Raw genomic sequence first — 21338 nt, 5'->3', positions numbered from 1 at the left:
GCTCGACCGCCCGGCGCAAGCCATCTGCTCCGCGTATCGTTTTCCCATGAGCGAAAGGACCGCATTATGGACTACTTGGCACGAGAATCAGCCGACCTGTCGGCAGAGCTCTGGAACCGCATCGACGACACCGTCATCGGCACGGCGCGCAAGCAGCTTGCCTGCCGCCGCTTCCTGAAGGTGTTCGGGCCGCTGGGCCCCGGCACCACCACCGTCGCGGTTGACGGCGTGGGCAAGGAAGAGATCTTGGAAGACGGCATCGGCCGCATCGTCGGACGCACGCAGCTGGAGCTGCCGCTGTTCTACGAGGACTTCACCCTGCTCGGACGCGACTTGGAGCTCGCCGCGCAAACCGGCCTGCCCATCGACCTGTCCGCCGCCGTCGCCGCCGCCAAGAAGGCCGCGCGCCGCGAGGACGACCTCGTCCTGAACGGTAGCAAGGCCCTCGGCGCTGACGGCTTGCTCACCGTGAAGGGCTCGGCGAAAGTGAAGAAGGGCGATTGGAAGGCCGGCGAGAACGGCTTCTCCGACGTGGCCGCCGCCGTTTCGCAGCTGGCCAAGACCGGCTACCTGGGCCGCTATGCGCTGGTGGTTGCACCCGATTTGTTCCTGGACCTGCAGCGCCTGCAGCCGAGCACCGGCATGCTGGAGATCGACCGCATCCAGAAGCTCATCGGCGACAACGTGTTCATGACGAGCGCCCTCGCCCCCGGCAAGGCCGCGCTCGTGTGCGCCGAGCCCGAGTATATGGACCTGGCCGTGGGCCTGGACCTCTCGGTTGGCTACCTGGAGCTCGCCGACTTCAACCACACGTTCCGCATCATGGAGACGGCCGCCCTGCGCGTGAAGGACCCCGCCGCCATCGTCGTGTTCGGGTAAAAACGCACAGGTTGGCGCAGTAAGTCAGCGAGAAGGGCCGTGGTGCCCGAGATTCGCGGGATCGCGAAAGCGAAGCGTACTTCGGAACGTGAGCTTTTGGGATCCCGCGAAGATCGGGCGCCACGGCCTTTCGCAGCGTCGGCAGGTTCCGACGGCCGTCAGGCCGGCGGAACCCCCTACTCCACTTTCTCGTCGTTGCGCTGCTGGTGGCGGGTCAGCAGGACGCGCCAGATGACGTAGACGCCCAGCACGAACGCGCCCAGGTACCCGAGGATGCCCAGCAGGGGCACGCCCAGCAGCTGGGGCTGCATGGCCGTCTGGGCGATGAGGCTCGAGCCCACGAAGAGGCCGGCCGAGATCAGCGCCATGGCCACGGTACCGCTCACCGCGTAGAGCGCCGCCGTGAAGTCCGCCGGCACGTGCAGGTCGGCGCCCACCTTCACCTGGCCGCGATCGAGCATGTCCAGCGTGTGCGACACCTGCGTAGGAAGCCGCGTCGCCGCCTCGGCGGAAGCGGCCGAGGCCATGAGCAGGCTCTTCGCCTTCGATTCCAAGGAATCGAAGCTGAGCGCCTGCCGCTTCACGTGGTCGGAGATGATCTCCACCACGCTCGTTTCCGGCGCGATGTCCACCAGCACGCCCTCGATGGTCACCATGCCGCGCGCGAGCATGGTGAGCGAAGGCGGCAGCGTGAGGTTCTGCGTGCGCATGACCTCTATGACGTCGAGCAGCGCCGTGCCCACGTTGATGTCCGCCAGGTCGATCGACGCATACGAATCCAGCAGCGCGCTTATCTGGCCAAGCAGCAGGCCGTGGTCCACCGGGCCATGCGCCTTCGCCAACGCCAGCAACGCGTCCTTCAGGGCGTACGGGTCGTTCTTCGCCACGGAAGCGAACAGCCGGCCCACAATGGCGCGCTCGGAAGCGGAGAGCGTGCCCGTCATGCCCAGGTCGATCCACACGATGTCCTCGCCGCGCACGAGGATGTTGCCCGGATGCGGGTCGGCATGGAAGAAGCCGTCATCGATGACCTGCGTCACGTAGCTCTCCGCCAGCCGGCGCCCGAGTGCGGCCGGGTCGTCGCCCTGGGCGCGCAGCGCGGGCAGGTCGTTGATGTGCGCGCCCTCCACGTACTCCATGACCAGCACCTCATCGGTGCTGAACTCAGGGTACGGGCGGGGGCTCTCCACATGGGGTTGGCTCGCCAGCTCGGCGCCGAAGCGCTCCAGGTTTCCCAGCTCCACGGTGAAATCCAGCTCCTCGGCCGTCGTGCGCGCCAGCTCGTCCACCAAATCGCCCAGCGTGAGCATGATGCCGTCGGTCATGTGCGTGAGGTCGGCCAGCGCCAGCACGTGCCGGATGAGCGTGATGTCCTCGGCCATCTGCTCCACCACGTTCGGGCGGCGCACCTTCACGGCCACCACCGGCCCCTGCGCCGTTACGGCGCCGCCTCCTGCCGCGTTCGTCGTGGGCCGCTCCTCTTGTGCGCCCGCCGCCACCGGGTCGCCCGGCCCTTGCGCCAGCCGGGCACGGTGCACCTGCGCTACCGAGGCCGAGCCCAGGGGCTTCTCCTCGATGTCGGCGAACGTCTCGCGCCATGGGTGCCCGAGCGATTCCTCGATCGTCTGCACGATCACCTCGAACGGCACGGGCGCCACGTTGGCGCGCAGCTGCTTGAACGCATCGGCATAGGCTTTGGGAATGACATCGCTGCGATTCGAAGCGATCTGCCCCATCTTCACGAATGTGGGTCCCAGATCCTCGAGAATGGCCGTGGCCTTCTCGGGCGTCAGGCCGGAGAACGCGTGATGGGCGCGGAGTATCTTCTCTATCTCATGCATGCGGCGACCGGACGTGTTGTCTTTGATGGTGATCTCGGCCGCACGCAGCACCTCGCGGAACGTGGGCATGTTTCGCCTCCTCGTCATGGTAACCGCCCCATCGTAGCATGCGCCGTTCGGGCAAGGCTTCTGATGCCCTCTTTCAACAGCAAGCTGAAACCTGGACGCCGCCCTGTCGGAACAGCCGTGGTATGATGCAGCGACCATGGCCCGCATCCTGAAAACACCCGCTTCGCTGCCGCTCTGGACGTACAAGGCGTTCTTGCTGGTGGCTGCCGCCATCTGGGGGCTGGGAACCGTCGTCATCAAGTCGACGGTGGATGCGTTCCCGCCCGCTTGGATCGTGGGCGTGCGCTTCACGGCCGCGGGCATCATCCTGGGCGTGGTCATGCTGCCCCGCTTCAGGAAGCGCATCGACGCCGAGCACCTGTGCAAGGGCTCCGTGCTGGGCGTGATGGTGTTCCTGGCCTACTGGAGCAACTCCACCGGGCTCACCGACACCACGGCGTCGAACAGCTCGTTCCTCACGTCGCTGTACTGCGTGATCATCCCGTTCCTCGGCTGGGCGCTGCACGGGCCGCGGCCCACGCGCTTCAACCTCGCTGCCGCCGTGGTGTGCGTGGCGGGCGTGGGATGCGTGTCGTTCGCGGGCGCGGCCGGGTTCTCGTTGCGTTTCGGCGACCTGATCACGCTGCTGTCCGCCCTATTTTTGAGCTTCCATGTGGTGTACACGGCGAAGTTCGCGCCCGGGTGCGATATGACGCTGCTTACCGTTATCCAGTTCTTGGTGGCGGGCCTGCTGGGCCTCGCGGCCGGACTGGCGCTCGAGCCGATGCCGAACTTCGCAGCGCTCGGCGCCGACACGTGGACGAGTCTGGCCTACCTGGCCGTATTCGCCTCCTGCGTCGCGCTGCTGCTGCAGAACGTGGCGGTGGCCCACGTGGACCCGGCGCCCGCCTCGCTGTTCCTGGCCACGGAGTCGGTGTTCGGCGTGCTGTTCTCGGTGCTGTTCCTAGGCGAGCTGCTCTCGGCACCGCTGTTCGCCGGCTTCGCCCTCATCTTCGCCGGCATCGTGGTGAGCGAGTACCTGCCGCAGCGTGCCGCGCGGAAGGCGGACGCGAGGACAAATGCGCAAGTAGGGTCACAGGCGGAATCGGACAAAACGCAGCTCGAAGCGCAGGCTGCACCGGCAACCGAGCGGCTCTTACCGGACGATTCGAACCCTCTGTCCGATTAGCCGGGTGTCCTACAAAGCAATGGCGGCCCTCCCGAATAGGAGGGCCGCCTTGCTCAAGCCGAAGAGGAGGGAGGGAAGGCTCCTACGACGGCTGCACCGGGGTGTTGGCGTGGCTTCTGCACGCGACGATCTGCAGGTCGTCGCCGTCCATGCGGTACACCAGCAGGTGGTCGTCGGCTATGCGGCGTGTCCAGAGCGACGTCTCGCCTGCCTTCAGCGGCCGGGGATCGCCGATCCCCGCACCCGCTCCGTCGGACTCGATGCTCGTGACGAGCGTCTTGACCAAGCGGTGGACATCCTCGTCCTGGCTCTTCCACGAGCGGTAGTCCGCCCATGCCTCGGGGGCCCACGTCCTCATCCGGTCGTCCGACTCGTGCATTACCCCGCGTCCCTCGTCGAGGGCCTCCACGTTGCGTTCGATGCGAGCCAGATCCTCGGCGCCGCACCCCGCGTCGGCGGGCAGGCCGAGCGGGAGCCGGCCTTCCTCCACCGCCTTCTTGGCGAGCACGATGAACGCCGTGGTCACGTCGATCCCCAGGTCGTTGCACATCTCCCCCATCCGATCCAAGGTGGCGATGTCGAGAGGCACGTTCACCACGCCTATCCCCGCATCCTCAATGATCTTGGCAATCGCCGCAGACTGCGCCAGGGCGCCTCCCTCGCGGGACAGGGTCGCGACAGGCACGGGGAAGGCCCCGGGCAGCATCTTCACGTCGTCCAGGTTCGCGGCGGATGCGTTCCCGGCAGGCTCAGGCTGGGCGGCACCGACATCGCCGCCGTCAACCGACGGGCCTTCGCCCGATGCGGGCAGCGAGCGATCGTCCGATGGGACTTCCGCATCGCTTTCCTCGGTGATCTTCAACCCCTTAGGGATGAGCCTCCACACGAGAACAGCCGCCACCAGGATGATAACGCCGCCCGCGAGGCACGTCACGACCAGGGACTGGTTGAACGCGTCCGCACCTCGTTGGATCAGCTCGGGCAGTCCGAGCATGTTGCCGATCTCGGTGGTCGCCGCGAACGACTGCTTCGCGGCGTTGATCAGCTGCCCGTCCAGGCCCATGGCGCGCAGGGCACCGGTGCCGAGCTCCGAGCGGTAGATGATGGAGGCGAGGCTTCCCAGGATGGCCACACCCAGCACGTTGCCCAGGTCGTAGGATATCTCCTGGAGGCTGCCCGCACTCGACGCCTTCTCGACGGGCGTCTCGGCCATGATGAGCGATGCGCCGATTGCCAGGGCGCCGGTTCCCAGCCCCACCAGGCAGGTGGACACGATGACGACGGTGAGGGAGAGGTCATCCTGGAAGAAGAACATCATGAGCATGGCCACCGAAGCGAGCCCCAGGCCGGCCGCCACCACGTGCCGCGCCTGATAGCGCATGGCAAGGGCGGCCGCGCCCAAGCTCGAGATCAGCGTGGCCACCGACATGGGAATGAGGTGGATGCCCGATTCGAGCGTGCCGTCGCCGTTGACCAGCTGCAGCCACTGGGCCAGCATGTACAAGAGCACGGCCAGGGCGAACGTGCACGCCATGGTGGCGATGACGCCGGCCGAGAACGTCCGGCTGCGGAACAGGGAAAGATCGACGATGGGATGCGGCGATTTCAGGCATCGGAAGACGAACAGGGCCATGAGCGCCAGGCCGCCGAGGGTTGCCGCCGCGCCGGGAACGTCGAACGCGAGTTCGGCCGCAAGGTGCTTGATGCCCCACAGAAGCGCTACCATGCCGGCGAGGGCAAGCACCGATCCCAGAACGTCGAAGCGCCCGGGGTTCTTGAGCTTCACTTCCGGCATGGCGAACATGCCGAGCAGGAAGGCGACGCCCACGATGGGCACGTTCACAAGGAACGCCGAGTGCCAATTGAAGTGCTCCAGCAGAAAGCCGCCGATGAGCGGGCCGGCCGCCATGCCGATGGCGCTGATGGCCGACCAGGCGGCCACAGCTATCGCGCGCTCCTTCGAATCCGTGAAGATGCTTCGGATCATGGATATGGTGATGGGCATGATCATCGCACCGCCGATACCCAAGAAGGCCCGGATGGCAATGAGCTGGCTTGCGTCGTTTATGAATATGACCAGCACCGAGCCGATGCCGAATATCAGGAAGCCCGCGAGGAGCATCTTCTTCCTGCCGAACCTATCCGAAAGCGAGCTGGTGGCAACGAGGAAGCCCGCCAAGACGAGCGAGTAGACGTCGACCACCCAGAGAAGCTGGTCTGACGAGGGACTGAGGTCCCGAGTGAGCTCGGGCAGCGCGATGTTGAGAACGGTGAGGTCGATGGCGACCACGAACTGTCCCAACAATATCGCGATGAGAGCTGTCCACAAACGGCCCTTCGAGAGCGTTTGCGGCTTGATAACAATAGAATCATCCATAATGGGTGTACCTTCCTACCGGTGTTCTCTCAGATACGTTGCTCTCCTTCTCGACGCTTACAGCTCGATGCTGTCCACGACGCCGTTGATGTCCGCCTTGTCGCCCACGACCGCGATCTCGTAGAGCGTGTCGGTAGTGACGACATAGGCCGTCTTGCTCTCGTACTTACGCTTCTGACCCTCAATGTCCTTGACGAAGCTGTACTCGTACACCGTAACCTGGGCACCGTCGATCACCTTGGACTTCTCCTTGTCGATGCTCCACGCGGTAATTCCATACTTCTTCTCCAGATCGGCCTGCTTGGCCGCGATGGCCTCGGCTGCCGTGCGGGCAACGGGCTTGGCGCTTTCGGCCTTCTCAGCCGGCTTGGCACCCTCTTCCTCGATGACCTCGCCCTCTTGCTCGGCGGCCCCGACCTGTTCCTCGACAACGGCGGCCGTCGGCGCACCAAGCTTCTCGTAGCTGATAGTCAGGCTGTTGCCCGTCTCGTCCTCATCCAAGTCCTCGTTGTCCTCCGTGAACACGACCGCTCCGCTCGAGCCGTTGCCGCCCGGGCTTTCCAGCCACGTTTTCGGGACCTTGAACGTTATGTCCTGCACGGTCACTTCGCGGTCCAGACTCGCTCCGCAGCCGGCGAGCGCGCAGGCGGCAAACGCGGTCAAGGCGAAAGCGGCTGCCAGGGTGCCTATCCTCTTCATGTTCATCGACCTCTTCTCCCTTCGAAAACCCTTGGAACTTAGTTAATGTACTTATGTACACTACAAAGCATAGCAGCTGGAAAGTTAATGTTCAAGTGTACATTAAGAAAAATTTCGACTAGAATAGGATCACGGAGACAGCAGTAAGACAGCGGACGGCACAGGAGGTTGCCCGTGGAAGAAGACACGACGAAGACAGAGAGGTCCGGGAAGAAGCCGAAGAAGCGCGCGCCGCGAGACCCTGCCGGTCGACGGCAGGCCATCATCGACGCCGCTGCCAACCTCATAGCACGTGAGGGAAGCAGCAAAATCACCAACAGGCGGGTGGCGGAAGAGGCCAGCGTGCCCTTGGGCTCGACCACCCAGTATTTCAAGAGCATCGACGAGCTGCGCCGCGAGGGCTTAGCCGAGGTCGCCCGCAGGATCGAGCACGAGTACGACGAGGCGTTCCGCGTCACCGAGCAGGGAATCCAGAACGCGACGGCGCTTGCCGACTTCATCAACGAGTATCTCTCGGACCAGCAGCGGGTGCACGCCGACGCCGCCCTCTATGCTGCGGCCATCGAGGATCCGGACGTCGAAGACATCACGAGGAGCGCCTTCGAGTCGTTTTTGCGAAGGTGCGCGCCATTCATGGACGAGCAGCGCGCGAAGATCCTCTGCGCTTTCATGGAAGGCGCCATCATCAACTCCTGCTTCATGGGAGTTCCCTACGACCGCGAAACCATCCAGAAAGCCGTGAGCCTCATTCTGGAAGAGGACGACGCAGCCAAGTAAAGCGCTTGGCCCGGCCGGATCACCGCGCGGTCGGGCCATGCTCGCACACCCACTGGCCGCCACACGTAGCGACGGCCGCTCATCCTGCGCAGTACGCTGCACTTGACATGCCCCTCCCTTCGTAGCGTGGCACACGATTTTCAGGAAACTCCCGGCGCGAGCACACCGAGTCCTGGCGAGCATCTCAAGATCTGGAAGGCGAAGCGGCGCGGTCGGAAGCCACTGCCAAAGCAGTTTGGCGAAAACCCGGACAGGAGAGGTTCAAGGAGAGGCTCCATCGAAGATTCCGGAAAGAGATTCGGGAGAGATTCCTGCTCTTCAGAATAATGACGATTGCGTAAAGGATGCCGAGAAGGCAACGGGTTTATGGCAAGATGGAGCATTGCATAGTCATATGCAGGGACACACGGCAACCAGGGTCGCGCAGGCGCGAACCGTTGATGCGCACACAATGCCCGCCCCGCGCACGATGCGACGCTCGGCGCCGCCCCCGCGAGGCAGCCCTCCCGGGCCGGGCGCGTGCTATAAAGGAGACGCAATGGGCTTTCTTTCGAGGTTCGAGGGCAAGATGGAGGACACGTTCGAGGGCGCGGCCGACCGCATGGCCAACGCGCCCATCTCGCCCGTGCAGATTGCCAAGAAGGCCGAGAAGCAGATGCGCCGCGAGAAGATGGTGGGCGCCGGCAAGCAGTACGCCCCCACGCTCTACACGGTGCTGGTGAACCCCGACGACGACCAGCGCCTGTTCGGCTACTACCCCACGTTGGCCGGCGAGACGGAGACGTATCTGGCGGCGAAGGCCGCGGACGAGGGCCTGGTCATGGACGGCCAGCCGCTCGTGCGTTTCATCGTGGACGACGGGCTGAAGCACGGCAAGTTCGACGTCATCGCCGAACCGGTGGCGGCGCCCATCATCGCCCAGCTGCGCGCCGAGGAGATGCAGCGCTACGGCATCGGCGGCGGTCAGGCCCCGGCCGGATACGGCGCCCCAGCGCCCGCGCCCGGCTACGGCGCCGCGCCCGCACAGCCCTACGGCTACGGCCAGCCCGCCCCCGCATCCCCCGCCGGCGGCTACGGCGCCCCGGCGCCCGCCTATGCAGTTGACGCCTACGATGATGCCGCCTACCCCGGCTTTCCCGGGGCGGTCGAGCAGGGCTATGCCCCGGCCGCACAGCCGGCGCCGGAATATCCCGCCCCGAATGCCGCAGGCTACCCCAACGCTGCAGCGGCGCCCGCCCACCCGCAGCCCCAGCCTTACCAGGACCTCGACGCCGGTTTCGATGAGTTCGGCGCACAAGATGCCTACGGCGACTTCGACCCGAACGGCAAGCCGCCGCTGCCCTATGTGCCCGAGGACGAGATCGACTACTCCATCGACTACGGCGAGTACACGTTCGACAGCCAGGATTTCGACGACTACCGCCAGAACGGCCGCTCGCAGGGTGCGCCCGTCTCCGGTGCGGCCGGCGCCGCCATGGGGGCCGCCGCAGCTGGCATGGCAGGCGCCGCCGCCTCCTACGCTGCCCAGCCCGGCGCAGCCGTACCCGCCGGCGCTCCCGTCGCCGCCGACACGGTGGTGTTCGCAGGCGGCGCGGCGCAGGCGAGCCCCGTGCCGAACCAGGCAGCCGTGCGCGCCAGCCTCATCGACACCACGAACAACCGCACCTACTCGCTGGCTTCGGCGCGCCTGCTCATGGGCCGCGAGTCGAAGAACGACATCGTCGTCCACGACATCAACGCCAGCCGCACCCATGCCGAGCTGCGCTTCGAACCCCAGGGCGTCTGGACCATCACCGACCTGGGCTCCACGAACGGCACGCTCGTCAACGGCGCGGAGATCGCCACGCACCCGCTGCGCGAGGGCGACCGTATCACCATCGGCATGACGAACTATGTGTTCACCCAGGCCCAATAACGCGAAAGGCGCATGCGTGAAAGTTGTTAACCGCACAGAGCGAGGGGTGTACTCGTGATCGACGTCGTACTGCTGATCGGACGCCTGCTGTTCGTCGCGCTGCTCTACCTGTTCCTGTTCGCCCTCATGAAGACGGGGATAGGCCTCGTGCGCGGCCAACGTAAAAAGGAGCGCACCTGGAACCTGTCGGTAGAGCGCGGGCCGAAGGAGCTGCGCGGCGTGTCCATCGTCGTGCGCGGGCCCGTCATCGTGGGCCGCAGCCCCGGCGCCGACATCGTGGTGGGCGCGGGTTACGTGTCCGGCCGCCACGCGCGCTTCTCCCTCATGGGGCAGAACCTGTTCGTGGAAGACCTGGGATCGACGAACGGCACTGCCGTGAACGGCCAGGTCATCGGCGAACCGGTAGCGCTCAAGAACGGCGACGTGGTCAACGTGGGCGACGTGGCCATCCGCGTGAGGTTTGCCTGATGGCCGCCGAGCGCCCGTACAAGTCCACGCCACACACGCGCAAGGGCGCCACCACCACGTTCGGGAGCCGCACGGACATCGGCTGCCTGCGCGACCACAACGAGGACAGCCTCGTGGTGGCACCCCCCCTGTTCGCCGTCGCCGACGGCATGGGCGGGCACGCAGCCGGCGAGGTGGCTTCGGAAATCGCCGTGAACGTGCTGGCCGAGCGCGCGCCCGCGCATCCCGACCCCGAGGCGCTGGGACGCGCCGTGGAGGAGGCGAACCGCGCCATCATCGTCGCTGCCCACGAGGGGCGGGGCCGCGAGGGCATGGGCACCACCATGACCGCTGCCATGCTGGAGGGCGAACGGCTCATCATCGCCCAGGTGGGCGACTCGCGTGCCTACCTGCTGCACCAGGGCAAGCTCCAACAGCTCACGCGCGACCACAGCCTGATGGCCGACATGATAGAGGCGGGGCAGCTCACGCCCGAGGAGGCGCGCACGCACCCGAACCGCTCCGTCATCACGCGGGCGCTGGGGAGCGACCCGCATACGCAGCCCGATCTGTACGAGATCAACGTGGAGACGGGCGACCGCCTGCTCATCTGCTCCGACGGCCTGTCGGGCATGGTGTGCGACAACGACATAGAATCGACGCTCGCCCGTGTGCGCGACCCACAGCGCTGCGCATCGCAGCTGGTGAACGAGGCTATCGCCAACGGCGGCCACGACAACGTCACCGTCATCGTGGCGGACGTCACCGGCTTCGCCGAGGTGCGCCGCAAGAAGATGGCGCGCAAGACGAAGCTCTCCATCGCGCTCGTGCTCGTGCTGTTCGCCGCCATCGTGGGCGGCACGGCCTGGGGCACGAACGAGTACCTGCACAACGCCGCCTACCTCGCAAACGACAATGGCAAGGTGGCCATCTACCGCGGCGTGCCGGGCAACGTGTTCGGCCTCGGCTACTCCGAGCTGGTGAAGACCACCGACGTGTCAGTGAGCGATCTGCAGCCCGGGTTCCAGGAACGGCTGAAGGAAGGCTGGCGCGTCGACAGCGTGGAGGCCGCCGAGTCGCTGGTCAAGGAGTACCAAGAGGACATCGACGCCAAGAGCAAGCCAACCGGGGACGATGCGGCGGATGCCGGCGCTCCCGCAACCGACGCAGCCGGCAGCACCGGCGGCACGCACGACGCGGACCCGCCGGAGCCTGCCAACTCGCAAGGCGGTGCCGCATGACGCGCCGCAACATCGAGCTCGTCCTGCTGTGCGTGGCGGCGCCCATCGTGGTGCTGCTGTTCGCCATGCTGGCCGTGAACCAGGGGCTCGCCCTCAACGCCACCACGCTGGGGGTGCCTATCGGCATCTTCGTGGCGTTCATCATCGCGCACCTGGCCACGCGCAAGTTCGCGCCCAAGGCCGACCCGGCCATCCTGCCCATCGTGTTCGCGCTGTCGGGCATCGGCATATGCTTCGTGGAACGCCTGGCACCCAACCTAGCAATGAACCAGGTCATGTGGCTGTTCCTGGGCGTAGCGTTCATGGTGCTGGTCATGGCGCTCGTGCGCAACCTCGACAAGGTGGCCAACTACAAGTATACGCTCATGATCGTGGGCTTCCTGCTGCTGCTCTCGCCGTTGGTGCCGGGACTCGGCCAGGAGATCTACGGAAGCCGCATTTGGCTGGGCATCGGCAAGTTCTCGTTCCAGCCGGGCGAGATCGCGAAGATCGCCATCGTGCTGTTCCTGGCCGGTTACCTCGCGCAGAACCGAGAGATGCTCTCCGTGTTCACGTGGCGCGTGGGTCCCTTCAACCTGCCGGACATCCGTACGTTGCTGCCACTGCTGCTCATGTGGCTGGTGGCGTTGGTCATCGTCGTGTGCGAGAAGGACCTGGGCAGCGCGCTCGTGTTCTTCTTCCTGTTCCTGGTCATGTTGTACGTGGCCACGGGCAAGAAGTTCTACCTGGTGGTGGGCTTGGGCCTCATTGCCATCGGCGGCGTGGGAGCCTACCTGGCCTTCGGTCACGTGCAGGTGCGCGTGGACAACTGGCTGGACCCGTTCGCGGACGCCCAGAACACCGGCTACCAGCTGGTGCAGGGCATCTACTCCATCGCCGATGGCGACCTGTTCGGCGTGGGCGTCGGGCGCGGCCTGGCCGAGCAGATCCCCGTCGTGGAGAGCGACTACATCTTCGCCGCCATCGCCGAGGAGATCGGGCTTTTGGGCGCGGCGGGCGTGCTGCTGCTGTTCCTGTGCCTGGCCATCCGCGGCTTCGTGACGGCGGCGCGCGCGAAGAGCGACGTCAGCTCTTTCGTGACCGTGGGCCTCACCACCATGATCGTGCTCCAGGCGTTCATCATCGTGGGCGGCGTGACGCGGCTCATCCCGCTCACGGGCCTCACGCTCCCCTTCATCAGCCAAGGCGGCTCGTCGCTCCTGGCCAGCTTCATAGCGGTGGGTTTCCTCATGCGCTGCGGCGACGAGGGCACGGGCGTAGGCTCCGAGGTGGCCAGCGCCACCAGCTCGCTGCATGCGAACAGCGTGCTCGGGCGCGTGTCGCTGGGCAAGCGGCTCACGCACGCCATGATCATCCTTTCCACCCTTTTCGCGCTTCTCGTGGCCAACCTCACGCTCATCATGGTGGTGCAGGCGAACTACTACCAGAACATGCCCGGCAACAACCACACGCTGGCGAAGGAATCGCGCACCGAGCGCGGCACCATCTCCACCTACGACGGCGTGATCCTCGCGCAGAGCGTGCAGCAGGAGGACGGCACCTACGAGCGCGTCTACCCGGCCGGCAACCTGGCCACCCACGTGGTGGGCTACGCGTCCACTCAGTTCGGCACGTCCGGCATCGAGGCCGCCGAGAACGACACGCTGAAGGGCCAGCAGAACTACGCCAGCTGGACCGACGTGCTGAACTCGCTGGCCGGCATCGGCGGCGTGGGCAACGACGTCACGCTCACGCTGAACTCGAAGATACAGCAGGCGGCCCAAGACGCGCTCTCGGGCTACGCCGGCGCGTGCGTGGTCATGGACCCCGAGACGGGAGCCGTGCTGGGCATGGCGTCGTCGCCCACCTACGACGCGGCCAACTTCGCCGCCGAGATAGAGAAGGCCAACGCCAACCCCGACGGCGAGAGCACGCTGCTGAACCGCGCGATACAGACGCTCTACGCCCCCGGCTCCACGTTCAAGATCGTCACGCTGGCAACGGCGCTCGAGGACGGCGTGGCCAGCGAGGACACCGTGTTCTCGTCGCCGGGCACCATGGACATCGGCAACGCGCCCGTCACGAACTTCAACAAGAACTCCTACGGCGACATCACGCTCGCCCGCGCCACCGAACTGTCCAGCAACACCGTGTTCGGCCAGCTGGGCGTGGAAATGGGCGCGGAGAAGCTCGTGGAGGGCGCCGACAAGTTCGGTTTCAACCGCAAGATCGACTTCACGCTGAACACCGCCACCTCGCTCATGGCCGAGCCCGACGAGATGACGAAGTGGGAGCTGGCCTGGTCGGCCGCCGGCGAGCCGGTGAACCCCCAGAACCACCCCAGCCCCGCCGGACCCCAGGCCACCGTGCTGGAGATGGCCCTGGTGGGCTGCGCCATAGCCAACGACGGCGCTATCATGAACCCCTACCTGGTAGAGGGCGTCTACAATGCCAACGGCGAGCGCAGCTTCACGGCCTCGCCGAACAAGTTCCTGCAGGCCGTGAGCAAGGAAACGGCCAACCGCGTGAAGGACGTGCTCAAGGGCGTCGTCACGGACGGCACGGGCACGGCCGCCGCCCTCCCCGGCGTGGAGGTGGCCGGCAAGACCGGCACGGCCGAGAAGGAGAACGGCAACGACAGCTGGTTCGTGGGAATGGCGCCCGCCGACAACCCGCGCGTCGTGGTGGCCATCAACCTTGAGCTTGCCGACGAGGGCATGGGCACCGAGCGGGCGCAGAATGTGTTGAGAACGGCCCTGCAGGTGCAAGGGCTTTTGTAAATAAGGTATGCTGGTGGCAATCGTATCAACATCGACACGCAGTACCGCCACGGGGCATGTGACCTAAAGGAGCAGAAACGTGACCGGAAACATGACAGGCAGGGTGTTCAACAACCGCTACCAGATAACCGAGCGCATCGGTATCGGCGGCATGGCCGAGGTGTACCGCGCGCAGGACAACGTGCTCGGACGCCTGGTTGCGGTGAAGGTCATGCTGCCCCAGTACGCCGCCGATCCCAACTTCACCAAGCGCTTCAAGCAGGAGGCCGCCGCTGCGGCCAACCTGCAGAGCCCCTACATCGTGAACGTGTACGACTGGGGCCAGGACGACGGCACGTACTACATCGTCATGGAGTTCGTGCGCGGCAGCGACCTGAAGACAGCCATCAACGAGCGCGGCGCCATCAACCAGCGCAAGGTGGCCGAGATCGGCTCGCAGGTGTGCCAGGCCCTTTCGGTGGCGCACAACCTGGACATCATCCACCGCGACATCAAGCCGCAGAACATCATGGTGCAGCCCGACGGCAACGTGAAGGTCATGGACTTCGGCATCGCGCGCGCCAAGAACTCGGTCATGACGCAGACGTCGTCCGTGCTGGGCACGGCGCACTATATCTCGCCGGAACAGGCGCAGGGCAAGGAGCTCACCGCCGCCAGCGACATCTACTCGCTCGGCATCGTGCTGTACGAGGCCGCCACGGGCAAGCTGCCCTTCGACGGCCCCGATGCCGTGAGCGTGGCCATGAAGCAGGTGAACGACCTGCCGGCCCCGCCGCGAGAGATCAACCCCGATATCGACCCCGCGCTCGAAGCCATCATCATGCGCGCCATGGCGAAGAACCCCGCCGAGCGCTTCGCCACCGCGCAGGACATGCGCTACGCGCTGAACGACTACCTGGCCGGACGCCCTGTGAACGTGGGCGGCGGCTTCACCAGCGCCGAGACGGCCGTCATGGGCGGCGTCGTTCCTCCCATGGGCATGGCAGACGGCACCGCCGTCATGCCCGCCGGCATGGGCGCGGGCGGCACGAAGCCCGCGGGAACCCCCGGCGGCACGAAGAACTACCGTTCCGACGACGGCAAGAAGAAGAACAACAAGAAGACCATCGGCATCGTGGTGGGTATCGTTGCCGCGCTGGCCATCGTGGGCCTTGCGGCATTCGCCCTCATGGGCGGCTTCGCCACGGGCGACCCCGTGCCCGACGTGACGGGCAAGACCGTCGAGGAGGCCACGGCCATCTTGAAGGAGGCCGGCTTCGAGCTGGGCACCACCGACCAGAAGTACGACGACAAGGTTCCGGCCGGGCAGATAGTCGGCCAGGACCCGAAGGCCGGCGACAAGCGCGAGAAGGGCTCGAAAGTCAACGTTACCGTATCGCAGGGCGTGGCTCAGATCACCGTGCCCGACGTGAAAGGCCTCGACGCGGAAAAGGCGAAGCAGGCGATCAAGGACAAGGGGCTCGTGCCGAGCGCGGGAACGCCAGCCTATTCCGACACAGTTGAAAAGGGCCTGGTCATTAGCACCAATCCTGAAAGCGGCACCAAGGTTGAGAAGAACTCGACCGTGGAGTACATCGTGTCGCTCGGCTCCGAGGGCGTTGAGGTGCCCAACGTGGTGGGCCAGCGCGAGGGCGCCGCGGTCGCAACGCTGAACGATGCGGGCTTCTCCGTGACGACCGACTACGCCAACAGCGACACCGTGGCCGAGGGCCTGGTCATCAGCCAAAGCCCCTCCGCCGGCGAAAAGGGCAAAGAGGGCGGCACGGTGAACATCGTGGTGAGCAACGGCAAGGCGAAGCCCACTAAGTTCACGGTATCCGCCTCGGTCTCGGGCGAGGGCGGCTACGTGTCGCCATCGTCCATGGAGGTGGACGAGGGCGGTAGCATCACCTTCCAGGTAACGCCTAACAGTGGCTACACGGTGTCCTCCGTCACCGACACGAACGGCAACAGCTACAGCGTGTCGCCAAGCGGCGGCAGCTTCACCGTCAGCAACGTGAAGAACAGCATCGCCGTCACCGTGGTGTTCGCCAAGCAGTCGACGCCCGACCCGACGCCGACGCCTAACCCGACGAACTAGCCGCCACTTTTCGTGCCGTGCGCGCACGTTCGGGGCTTCACGCTCGGATCTCTAGGAGGATCGCCTCGGGCGGTCCTCCTTTCTTTCCGTCTCATTCCCCTGTCTCGCGCCTGTATCGCGCCTGTTTGACGACAACGCTTCGCCGTCAAGCCGCCAACGAGCAAGGCCCCTCCTCGTCCTGCATGCGAGCTAGCCCTACAATGGGCGGATCACACGTGTGAAAGGACCGCCAGGATGAACCTCTCCCTCATTGCCATCGTCCTCGTGGGCCTTGTCGCCGCGCTCTGCGGGCTCGTCGTAGCCAACTTGAAGGCGCAGCAGCGAGACGTGCAGGCTGCCTGGAACCGCTTGGACGGATTGCGTCGCCGCGGCATGGAGGCGGTGCCGGCGTTCGTCGCCGCCGTCTCTCAGGACGAGGCTGCCGCGCAGCGCGTAGCCAGCAGTCCCTCGGTCGTACACCGCGCCCTGGACGACGTTGCCGCGGCCTCGCGCGCCTCCGCCTCTGCGGAGGACCCGCATGCGGCCGCAGCAGCAGACGACCGGCTCGTACAGGCCATCGAGCGCGTCTACGCGGCGGCCGAAGTCGAACCGGAATTCGTGGCAAGCCCTGCCAGCCGCAAGGCCAGCGCGCAGCTCGATGCGGCCATGGAAGCCCTCGCCCACGAGCAGCAGATCTACAACAACGTGGCCACCATCGCCACGGACGCGCAGCGCTCCTTCCCCGCCCTCCTGTTCGCCAAGCGACTGGGGCTGTCCGAACCGCAGCGCTACGAGTCGGAAGCGGCCGCCCGGCGCGCCGCGCTCGACTGGACGCGCGGGAGCCTCCCCTCGCTCGCCGACGCCTCTCCGCATGTCATGAACCCCCAGATGCTCTGGGCCTCCGCCATGGCCGACGCCGCCATAGACGATCGCACCGACGAGCGGCGCCGTTAAGGAGCCAGCCGCACCTGCCGCCGAGCCCAGCCCGCCCGTCTCGCATGACTGCCGTGCAGCTGGCCGGGAACAGCGGGTACACCTCGCCCTTTTCGCCTCTCCGCTCGCGCCGCGCCGCCCTTCCCCTCGCTACCTCGCCTTCCCGCAAACCCTCCCTCGTATCTGGATAATTGACGGGTATTTTCGTCATGCATGGGTTGCGTGGTAAGATAGAGGGTACATTCGCTCGGACATGCTCCAGGCCCATCAAGGAGGTACCGCATGCAAGAGCCCTCACCCGCCCTTTCGCGGCGCACGTTCGTCGGCGGAGCAACCGCCCTCGCCGCCGCGTCCCTCGCCTTCCCCCAGGCCGCGTTCGCCGTGACCGCCGCCGAGAAGCAGGCAGAGGCCGACGCCGTCCGCAACCAGCTGGTCGGTCTGAACGCCGACCTGGAGGCCGCCGCCGAGCGCTACTACGGCGCGCTGGACGAGCAGAACGCCGCACGCACGGCCATGGAGGCCGAGCAGGTCAAGATCGACGAGGCCACGGCCCAGATCGCCGACCTGCAGGATCACCTGGGCACCCGCGCCCGCAGCATGTACCGCTCGGGCTCCGCCACGTTCCTGGACTTCCTCATGGGTGCCACCTCGTTCGCCGAGTTCACCCAGAACTGGGATATCCTGAACGGCTTGAACGAGAACGACTCCCAGATGGTCGCCGAGACCAAGGAGCTGCGCGAGAGCGTGGAGGCCTCGAAGGCCGAGTACGCCAAGCAGGAGAAGATTGCCGCCGACAAAGCAGCCGAGGCGAAGGCCATCAAGGAAGAGGTCGAGGCGAAGATCGCCCAGGCCGATGCGCTCATGAACTCGCTCGATGCCGAGGCGCGCGTCCTGCTCGAGGAAGAGCAACGCGCCGCCGCCGAGGCGGCCGCCGCGCAGAAGCAGGCCGAGATGGAAGCCGAGGCAGCGCGAGAGGCCGCGAACAACGGCAATACGGGCGGTGGCGGAGGCGGGGGTACCGGCGGCGGCAACCCGCCGAGCGGAGGCGGCGGCAACGGCGCGGACATCCCATCGCAGGGTTCCGTGGTCGATTACGCCATGAGCCGTATCGGCTGCCCCTACGAATGGGGCGCGGAGGGTCCGAACTCGTTCGACTGCTCCGGCCTGGTGACGTGGGCGTACCGCCAGATCGGCATGTACGTTCCGCATCAGAGCGAATCTCAGTACAACGCAGCCCGTCAACGCGTTCCGGTCTCCGAAGCCCGCCCCGGTGACGTGCTGTGGCGCTACGGCCACGTGGGCATCGCCGTCAGCAACGGCGGCACCCACTACGTCCATGCGCCCGACAGGGGCCTGCTCGTGCGCGATACCGACCCGCTCTCCTGGTCGAAGTTCACCTGCGCCCTGCGCTTCTAGCACCGTCGACAGGAGAACGGCTCGACGCCCGCCAGCGGACTCGGCCATTTCTCTGGGATAAGCGCTGTCGGGAATGCTACAATAGCTGCCGCGCCTCCGTAGCTCAGGGGACAGAGCACCGCTCTCCTAAAGCGGGTGCCGCGCGTTCGAATCGCGCCGGGGGCACCATCGATTTCTCGCGACGCCGCCTTGAGCGGCGTCGTTCTTTCTTCGATGCCCGAACGCAACCGTAGACAGCGGCAGCAACGAACGATGTCAATGCGCCCGCGCCTTCGGCAGAGTGACCGTAATACGGGTTCCCCGCGGCTCGTTGGTCTCGACGACAATGGTACCGCGGGCACGCTCGACAAGAGCACGGGCAATGGAGAGCCCAAGGCCGCTGCCAGGCGTGGTGCGCGCTGCATCGGCGCGGTAGAAGCGCTCGAACACGCGCTCGCGATCCGCCGGGCAGATGCCGCATCCGGTATCTGTCACCGAAAGCACCACCCGGCCGCCTCGCTCTTCGCAGCTCACGATCACGGCATCGCCCTCTTCCGTGTATTTGAGCGCATTATCCAGCAGGATGCCCAACACCTGCCGCAGGGCGTCCGCCTCGATGTGCGCTTCTCCCGCAGGCAGCGCGGCAACCGTGAGCATCTTGCCGGCAACCTCCGCCACGTCGGCATACAGGCTGCCCACGTCCTCTACCAGACCGCTCACCTCGACGGGCGCCGCCTCGCACTCGTCTTCGGCGCTCGCATCGACCGACGTCAGCGTCATGAGGTCGTCCACGAGGCGCGCGAGGCGCTTCGTCTCGTCTACCACCGCGCCCACGTCCTCGAAACGGTCAACGATGCGGGCGCCCGGCTCCGCCAGCAACCGCTCCTGCGCGGCAAGGATGATGGCCAGCGGCGTGCGCAGCTCGTGCGAGGCGTTCTGCACGAACTCGGTCTGGCGATTCATGCTGGCCACGATGGGCTTGACGGTCCTGTGCGACAGCAGGAAGCTCACCGCCGCCGCCACGGCCACAGCCACGGCCAGGTAAACAACGAGCACCTGCGTGAAGTGCTCGAGCAACGCTATCTCGGAATCCACGTTCACCAGCACCTGCAGATACGCCCTGTTCGAAACCTCCCCTTCGGCAGCTCCGCCGCTTCCCATGGCGTAGTTGATGCCGCGGTATGCGTGGCCACCTGCTCGCACCTCGTACACGCGATCCAGGTCGCCGACTTCGAACGGTATGTCGTCGAAATAGGCTGGATAGCTGGAGTAAAACCCCTCGGTGCCCACCGCCTTGCCGTCGGCGCTGCGCCACAAGTAGATGAGCTGAGGGTTCGAAGCCACATACGTCCGGCTCAAGATAGTAATACCGCCGTCGGAAGCACTGTCGGCCATCGCTTCCTCCAGCCCGGCGCCCGCCCCCTTAGCCTCGGCTGAAAGGTTCCCGTCCGACAGCACCTCGTAGCCCCCTCCGCCGTCCTCCGATGCCCAGTCGAGCGTGGCCGAGGAGGTAAGGATGCGCAGCTCGGCCAGCTGGTCGTCGGCGGATCGGTAGATGCTGGAGCTGACCATCTGGAATATCAGCACGCCGAACAGCGAGAATAGCACGGCGAAGGTCACGAAGAACAGCAGGGTGTTCCGCGCGAGCAGACGGCGAACGCGCCGCTCCTCAAAGCTCATCATCGGCCGTCCACACATAGCCCGCCCCGCGTATCGTCTTGAGGAAGCAGTCGTACCCGTGCTCTTTCAGCGCCTTGCGCAGCGCGCTCACATACACCTCCACCACATTCGACGACGTGTCGTTCATAAACCCCCACACCCGGTCGAACAGCTGCGTCTTGGAAACGAGCTGCCCCTCATGGCTCACCAGGTACTCCAGCACGTTGTACTGCTTGCCCTTGAGCACGACCGGCACGCCGTCGACGGCAGCGCACCTCGTGTTCGGATCGAGCGTCAGGCTGCGGAACCCGAAGGCGTCCAACCTGCGCACGCCCAAGCTGCGCCGGATGATGGCCTCTACGCGCAACACCAGTTCGTCGCGGTCGAACGGTTTCGCCAAATAGTCGTCGGCACCTAGCTGCAGGCCGCGCACCCGGTCATCGCGGGCGTTTTTGGCCGTCAGCATGAGCACGGGGGTGCCCACGCCATCGGCGCGCAGCTGCTCCAGCACGCCGTAGCCGTCGAGCACGGGGAGCATGATGTCGAGCACCACGAGGTCGTATACGTCCTGCCGCGCGAAGAACAGCCCTTCTTCGCCGTCGAACGCCTGGTCGACGGCATAACGAGAGCCCAGCGCCATGGCGACGGCGCCGGAGATGGCGCGATCGTCTTCGATGATGAGTATCTTCATGCGGCCATTCTAGCATCGGCTTCCTTAAAAAGCGCTGAAACGTGGCGCGGTGCGAGGGCTACCGCACCGATGCTCAGGCACCCGCACCCCTCGTTGAAGGGACCTTCTGGTATTTCAGGAAGTTTTAAGGCGGCCTCCGCTAAGATGCCCACGCAATCGGCAGCTACCGGAAGGAGAACCATGAGCACCAAGACCATGAAGATCGTAATAGGCGTTTTGGCCGTCGCCCTTGTGATCGTGGGCGGGCTGGCCGTCCTGAAGAATCTGGGACTGCAGCACGGCGGGAGCGAAGACGGTACCCAAAGACAGCGCGAGCAGGCTCTCGAATCGGGCCTGGCAGAGCCGGACACCGCCGGAAGCGCCTCCGTCGGCTACGACACCCTGACCGACGCGAGCGACGGCGAGTAGACCACCGGCAAGGAGCATCCC

General features: G+C 65.9%; 16 protein-coding genes and 1 tRNA gene. 12 read left to right on the top strand and 5 right to left on the bottom strand.

Annotated features, from left to right (window positions below; all coding sequences use genetic code 11):
• Positions 1-66 precede the first annotated feature (66 nt).
• Complete coding sequence (locus BN3560_RS07495) at positions 67-879, top strand: family 1 encapsulin nanocompartment shell protein (protein ID WP_096227568.1); 813 nt, start codon at positions 67-69, stop codon at positions 877-879.
• Positions 880-1055: 176 nt separating this feature from the next.
• Here BN3560_RS07495 and BN3560_RS07490 read toward each other — a convergent pair whose 3' ends face one another.
• Positions 1056-2789 carry an ABC1 kinase family protein gene (locus BN3560_RS07490; protein ID WP_087190743.1) on the bottom strand — a complete coding sequence of 578 codons (1734 nt, stop codon included), beginning with the start codon at positions 2787-2789 and terminating at the stop codon, positions 1056-1058.
• Positions 2790-2925: 136 nt separating this feature from the next.
• Between BN3560_RS07490 and BN3560_RS07485 the strand changes: the two genes are divergently transcribed.
• Complete coding sequence (locus tag BN3560_RS07485) at positions 2926-3957, top strand: DMT family transporter (RefSeq protein ID WP_096227567.1); 1032 nt, start codon at positions 2926-2928, stop codon at positions 3955-3957.
• Positions 3958-4039: 82 nt separating this feature from the next.
• Here the strand turns inward: BN3560_RS07485 and BN3560_RS07480 are convergent, their stop codons facing one another.
• Both BN3560_RS07480 and BN3560_RS07475 read right to left on the bottom strand, forming a co-directional pair.
• Positions 4040-6334, bottom strand: coding sequence for an MFS transporter (locus BN3560_RS07480; protein WP_096227566.1), 2295 nt, complete (start codon positions 6332-6334; stop codon positions 4040-4042).
• A gap of 57 nt (positions 6335-6391) precedes the next feature.
• On the bottom strand, positions 6392-7039 hold the full coding sequence (locus BN3560_RS07475) for a hypothetical protein (protein WP_087190741.1): 648 nt from the start codon (positions 7037-7039) through the stop codon (positions 6392-6394).
• Positions 7040-7207: 168 nt separating this feature from the next.
• Between BN3560_RS07475 and BN3560_RS07470 the strand changes: the two genes are divergently transcribed.
• The 9 genes from BN3560_RS07470 to BN3560_RS07430 all read left to right on the top strand — a co-directional run bounded on the left by BN3560_RS07470 (position 7208) and on the right by BN3560_RS07430 (position 18748).
• Entirely contained in the window at positions 7208-7810 is a 603-nt protein-coding gene (locus BN3560_RS07470) for a TetR/AcrR family transcriptional regulator (RefSeq protein ID WP_087190740.1), read from the top strand.
• 538 nt (positions 7811-8348) lie between these two features.
• Entirely contained in the window at positions 8349-9725 is a 1377-nt protein-coding gene (locus BN3560_RS07465) for an FhaA domain-containing protein (protein WP_096227565.1), read from the top strand.
• A 54-nt stretch (positions 9726-9779) separates the two neighbouring features.
• Positions 9780-10193, top strand: coding sequence for an FHA domain-containing protein (locus BN3560_RS07460; protein WP_041239204.1), 414 nt, complete (start codon positions 9780-9782; stop codon positions 10191-10193).
• Positions 10193-11413: a Stp1/IreP family PP2C-type Ser/Thr phosphatase gene (locus BN3560_RS07455; RefSeq protein WP_096227564.1), complete on the top strand. Its 1221-nt coding sequence runs from the start codon at positions 10193-10195 to the stop codon at positions 11411-11413. Before BN3560_RS07460 ends, BN3560_RS07455 begins: the two co-directional genes overlap by 1 nt.
• Positions 11410-14172 carry an FtsW/RodA/SpoVE family cell cycle protein gene (locus BN3560_RS07450; protein ID WP_096227563.1) on the top strand — a complete coding sequence of 921 codons (2763 nt, stop codon included), beginning with the start codon at positions 11410-11412 and terminating at the stop codon, positions 14170-14172. The genes BN3560_RS07455 and BN3560_RS07450 overlap by 4 nt, the downstream gene beginning before the upstream one ends.
• 91 nt (positions 14173-14263) lie before the next feature.
• A complete protein-coding gene (gene pknB, locus BN3560_RS07445; RefSeq protein ID WP_087190770.1) occupies positions 14264-16252 on the top strand; it encodes a Stk1 family PASTA domain-containing Ser/Thr kinase in 1989 nt (662 codons plus the stop codon).
• Positions 16253-16486: 234 nt separating this feature from the next.
• Positions 16487-17185, top strand: a complete 699-nt coding sequence (locus tag BN3560_RS07440) for a LemA family protein (RefSeq protein ID WP_096227562.1) — start codon at positions 16487-16489, stop codon at positions 17183-17185.
• A gap of 261 nt (positions 17186-17446) precedes the next feature.
• Positions 17447-18580, top strand: coding sequence for a C40 family peptidase (locus tag BN3560_RS07435; protein ID WP_096227561.1), 1134 nt, complete (start codon positions 17447-17449; stop codon positions 18578-18580).
• A gap of 92 nt (positions 18581-18672) precedes the next feature.
• Positions 18673-18748 (top strand) — tRNA-Arg (locus tag BN3560_RS07430).
• 87 nt (positions 18749-18835) lie between these two features.
• On the opposite strand, the gene BN3560_RS07425 is transcribed toward BN3560_RS07430, so the two are convergent.
• Positions 18836-20242 (bottom strand): sensor histidine kinase, encoded by a 1407-nt coding sequence (locus BN3560_RS07425; RefSeq protein ID WP_231897362.1) that lies wholly within the window; start codon positions 20240-20242, stop codon positions 18836-18838.
• Positions 20229-20909, bottom strand: a complete 681-nt coding sequence (locus BN3560_RS07420) for a response regulator transcription factor (RefSeq protein ID WP_096227560.1) — start codon at positions 20907-20909, stop codon at positions 20229-20231. The genes BN3560_RS07425 and BN3560_RS07420 overlap by 14 nt, the downstream gene beginning before the upstream one ends.
• 180 nt (positions 20910-21089) lie before the next feature.
• Here BN3560_RS07420 and BN3560_RS07415 point away from each other — a divergent pair, with 180 nt between their 5' ends.
• Positions 21090-21317 (top strand): hypothetical protein, encoded by a 228-nt coding sequence (locus tag BN3560_RS07415; protein WP_096227559.1) that lies wholly within the window; start codon positions 21090-21092, stop codon positions 21315-21317.
• Positions 21318-21338 lie beyond the last annotated feature (21 nt).

The sequence above is a fragment of the Gordonibacter urolithinfaciens genome, assembly GCF_900199375.1.
GTDB lineage: Bacteria > Actinomycetota > Coriobacteriia > Coriobacteriales > Eggerthellaceae > Gordonibacter > Gordonibacter urolithinfaciens.
The sequence above is the reverse complement of the archived record's forward strand: the minus strand, read 5'-3'. Positions and strand labels throughout refer to the sequence as shown.

What these genes read in the sequence shown, in the direction of transcription:
- BN3560_RS07415 (WP_096227559.1), top strand. Translation starts at nt 21,090, where the DNA reads ATGAGCACCAAGACCATGAAGATCGTAATAGGCGTTTTGGCCGTCGCC.
- BN3560_RS07435 (WP_096227561.1), top strand. Translation starts at nt 17,447, where the DNA reads ATGCAAGAGCCCTCACCCGCCCTTTCGCGGCGCACGTTCGTCGGCGGA.
- BN3560_RS07465 (WP_096227565.1), top strand. Translation starts at nt 8,349, where the DNA reads ATGGGCTTTCTTTCGAGGTTCGAGGGCAAGATGGAGGACACGTTCGAG.
- BN3560_RS07440 (WP_096227562.1), top strand. Translation starts at nt 16,487, where the DNA reads ATGAACCTCTCCCTCATTGCCATCGTCCTCGTGGGCCTTGTCGCCGCG.
- BN3560_RS07490 (WP_087190743.1), bottom strand. Translation starts at nt 2,789, where the DNA reads ATGCCCACGTTCCGCGAGGTGCTGCGTGCGGCCGAGATCACCATCAAA.
- BN3560_RS07455 (WP_096227564.1), top strand. Translation starts at nt 10,193, where the DNA reads ATGGCCGCCGAGCGCCCGTACAAGTCCACGCCACACACGCGCAAGGGC.
- BN3560_RS07475 (WP_087190741.1), bottom strand. Translation starts at nt 7,039, where the DNA reads ATGAACATGAAGAGGATAGGCACCCTGGCAGCCGCTTTCGCCTTGACC.
- BN3560_RS07480 (WP_096227566.1), bottom strand. Translation starts at nt 6,334, where the DNA reads ATGGATGATTCTATTGTTATCAAGCCGCAAACGCTCTCGAAGGGCCGT.
- BN3560_RS07495 (WP_096227568.1), top strand. Translation starts at nt 67, where the DNA reads ATGGACTACTTGGCACGAGAATCAGCCGACCTGTCGGCAGAGCTCTGG.
- BN3560_RS07425 (WP_231897362.1), bottom strand. Translation starts at nt 20,242, where the DNA reads ATGATGAGCTTTGAGGAGCGGCGCGTTCGCCGTCTGCTCGCGCGGAAC.
- pknB (WP_087190770.1), top strand. Translation starts at nt 14,264, where the DNA reads ATGACAGGCAGGGTGTTCAACAACCGCTACCAGATAACCGAGCGCATC.
- BN3560_RS07485 (WP_096227567.1), top strand. Translation starts at nt 2,926, where the DNA reads ATGGCCCGCATCCTGAAAACACCCGCTTCGCTGCCGCTCTGGACGTAC.
- BN3560_RS07450 (WP_096227563.1), top strand. Translation starts at nt 11,410, where the DNA reads ATGACGCGCCGCAACATCGAGCTCGTCCTGCTGTGCGTGGCGGCGCCC.
- BN3560_RS07420 (WP_096227560.1), bottom strand. Translation starts at nt 20,909, where the DNA reads ATGAAGATACTCATCATCGAAGACGATCGCGCCATCTCCGGCGCCGTC.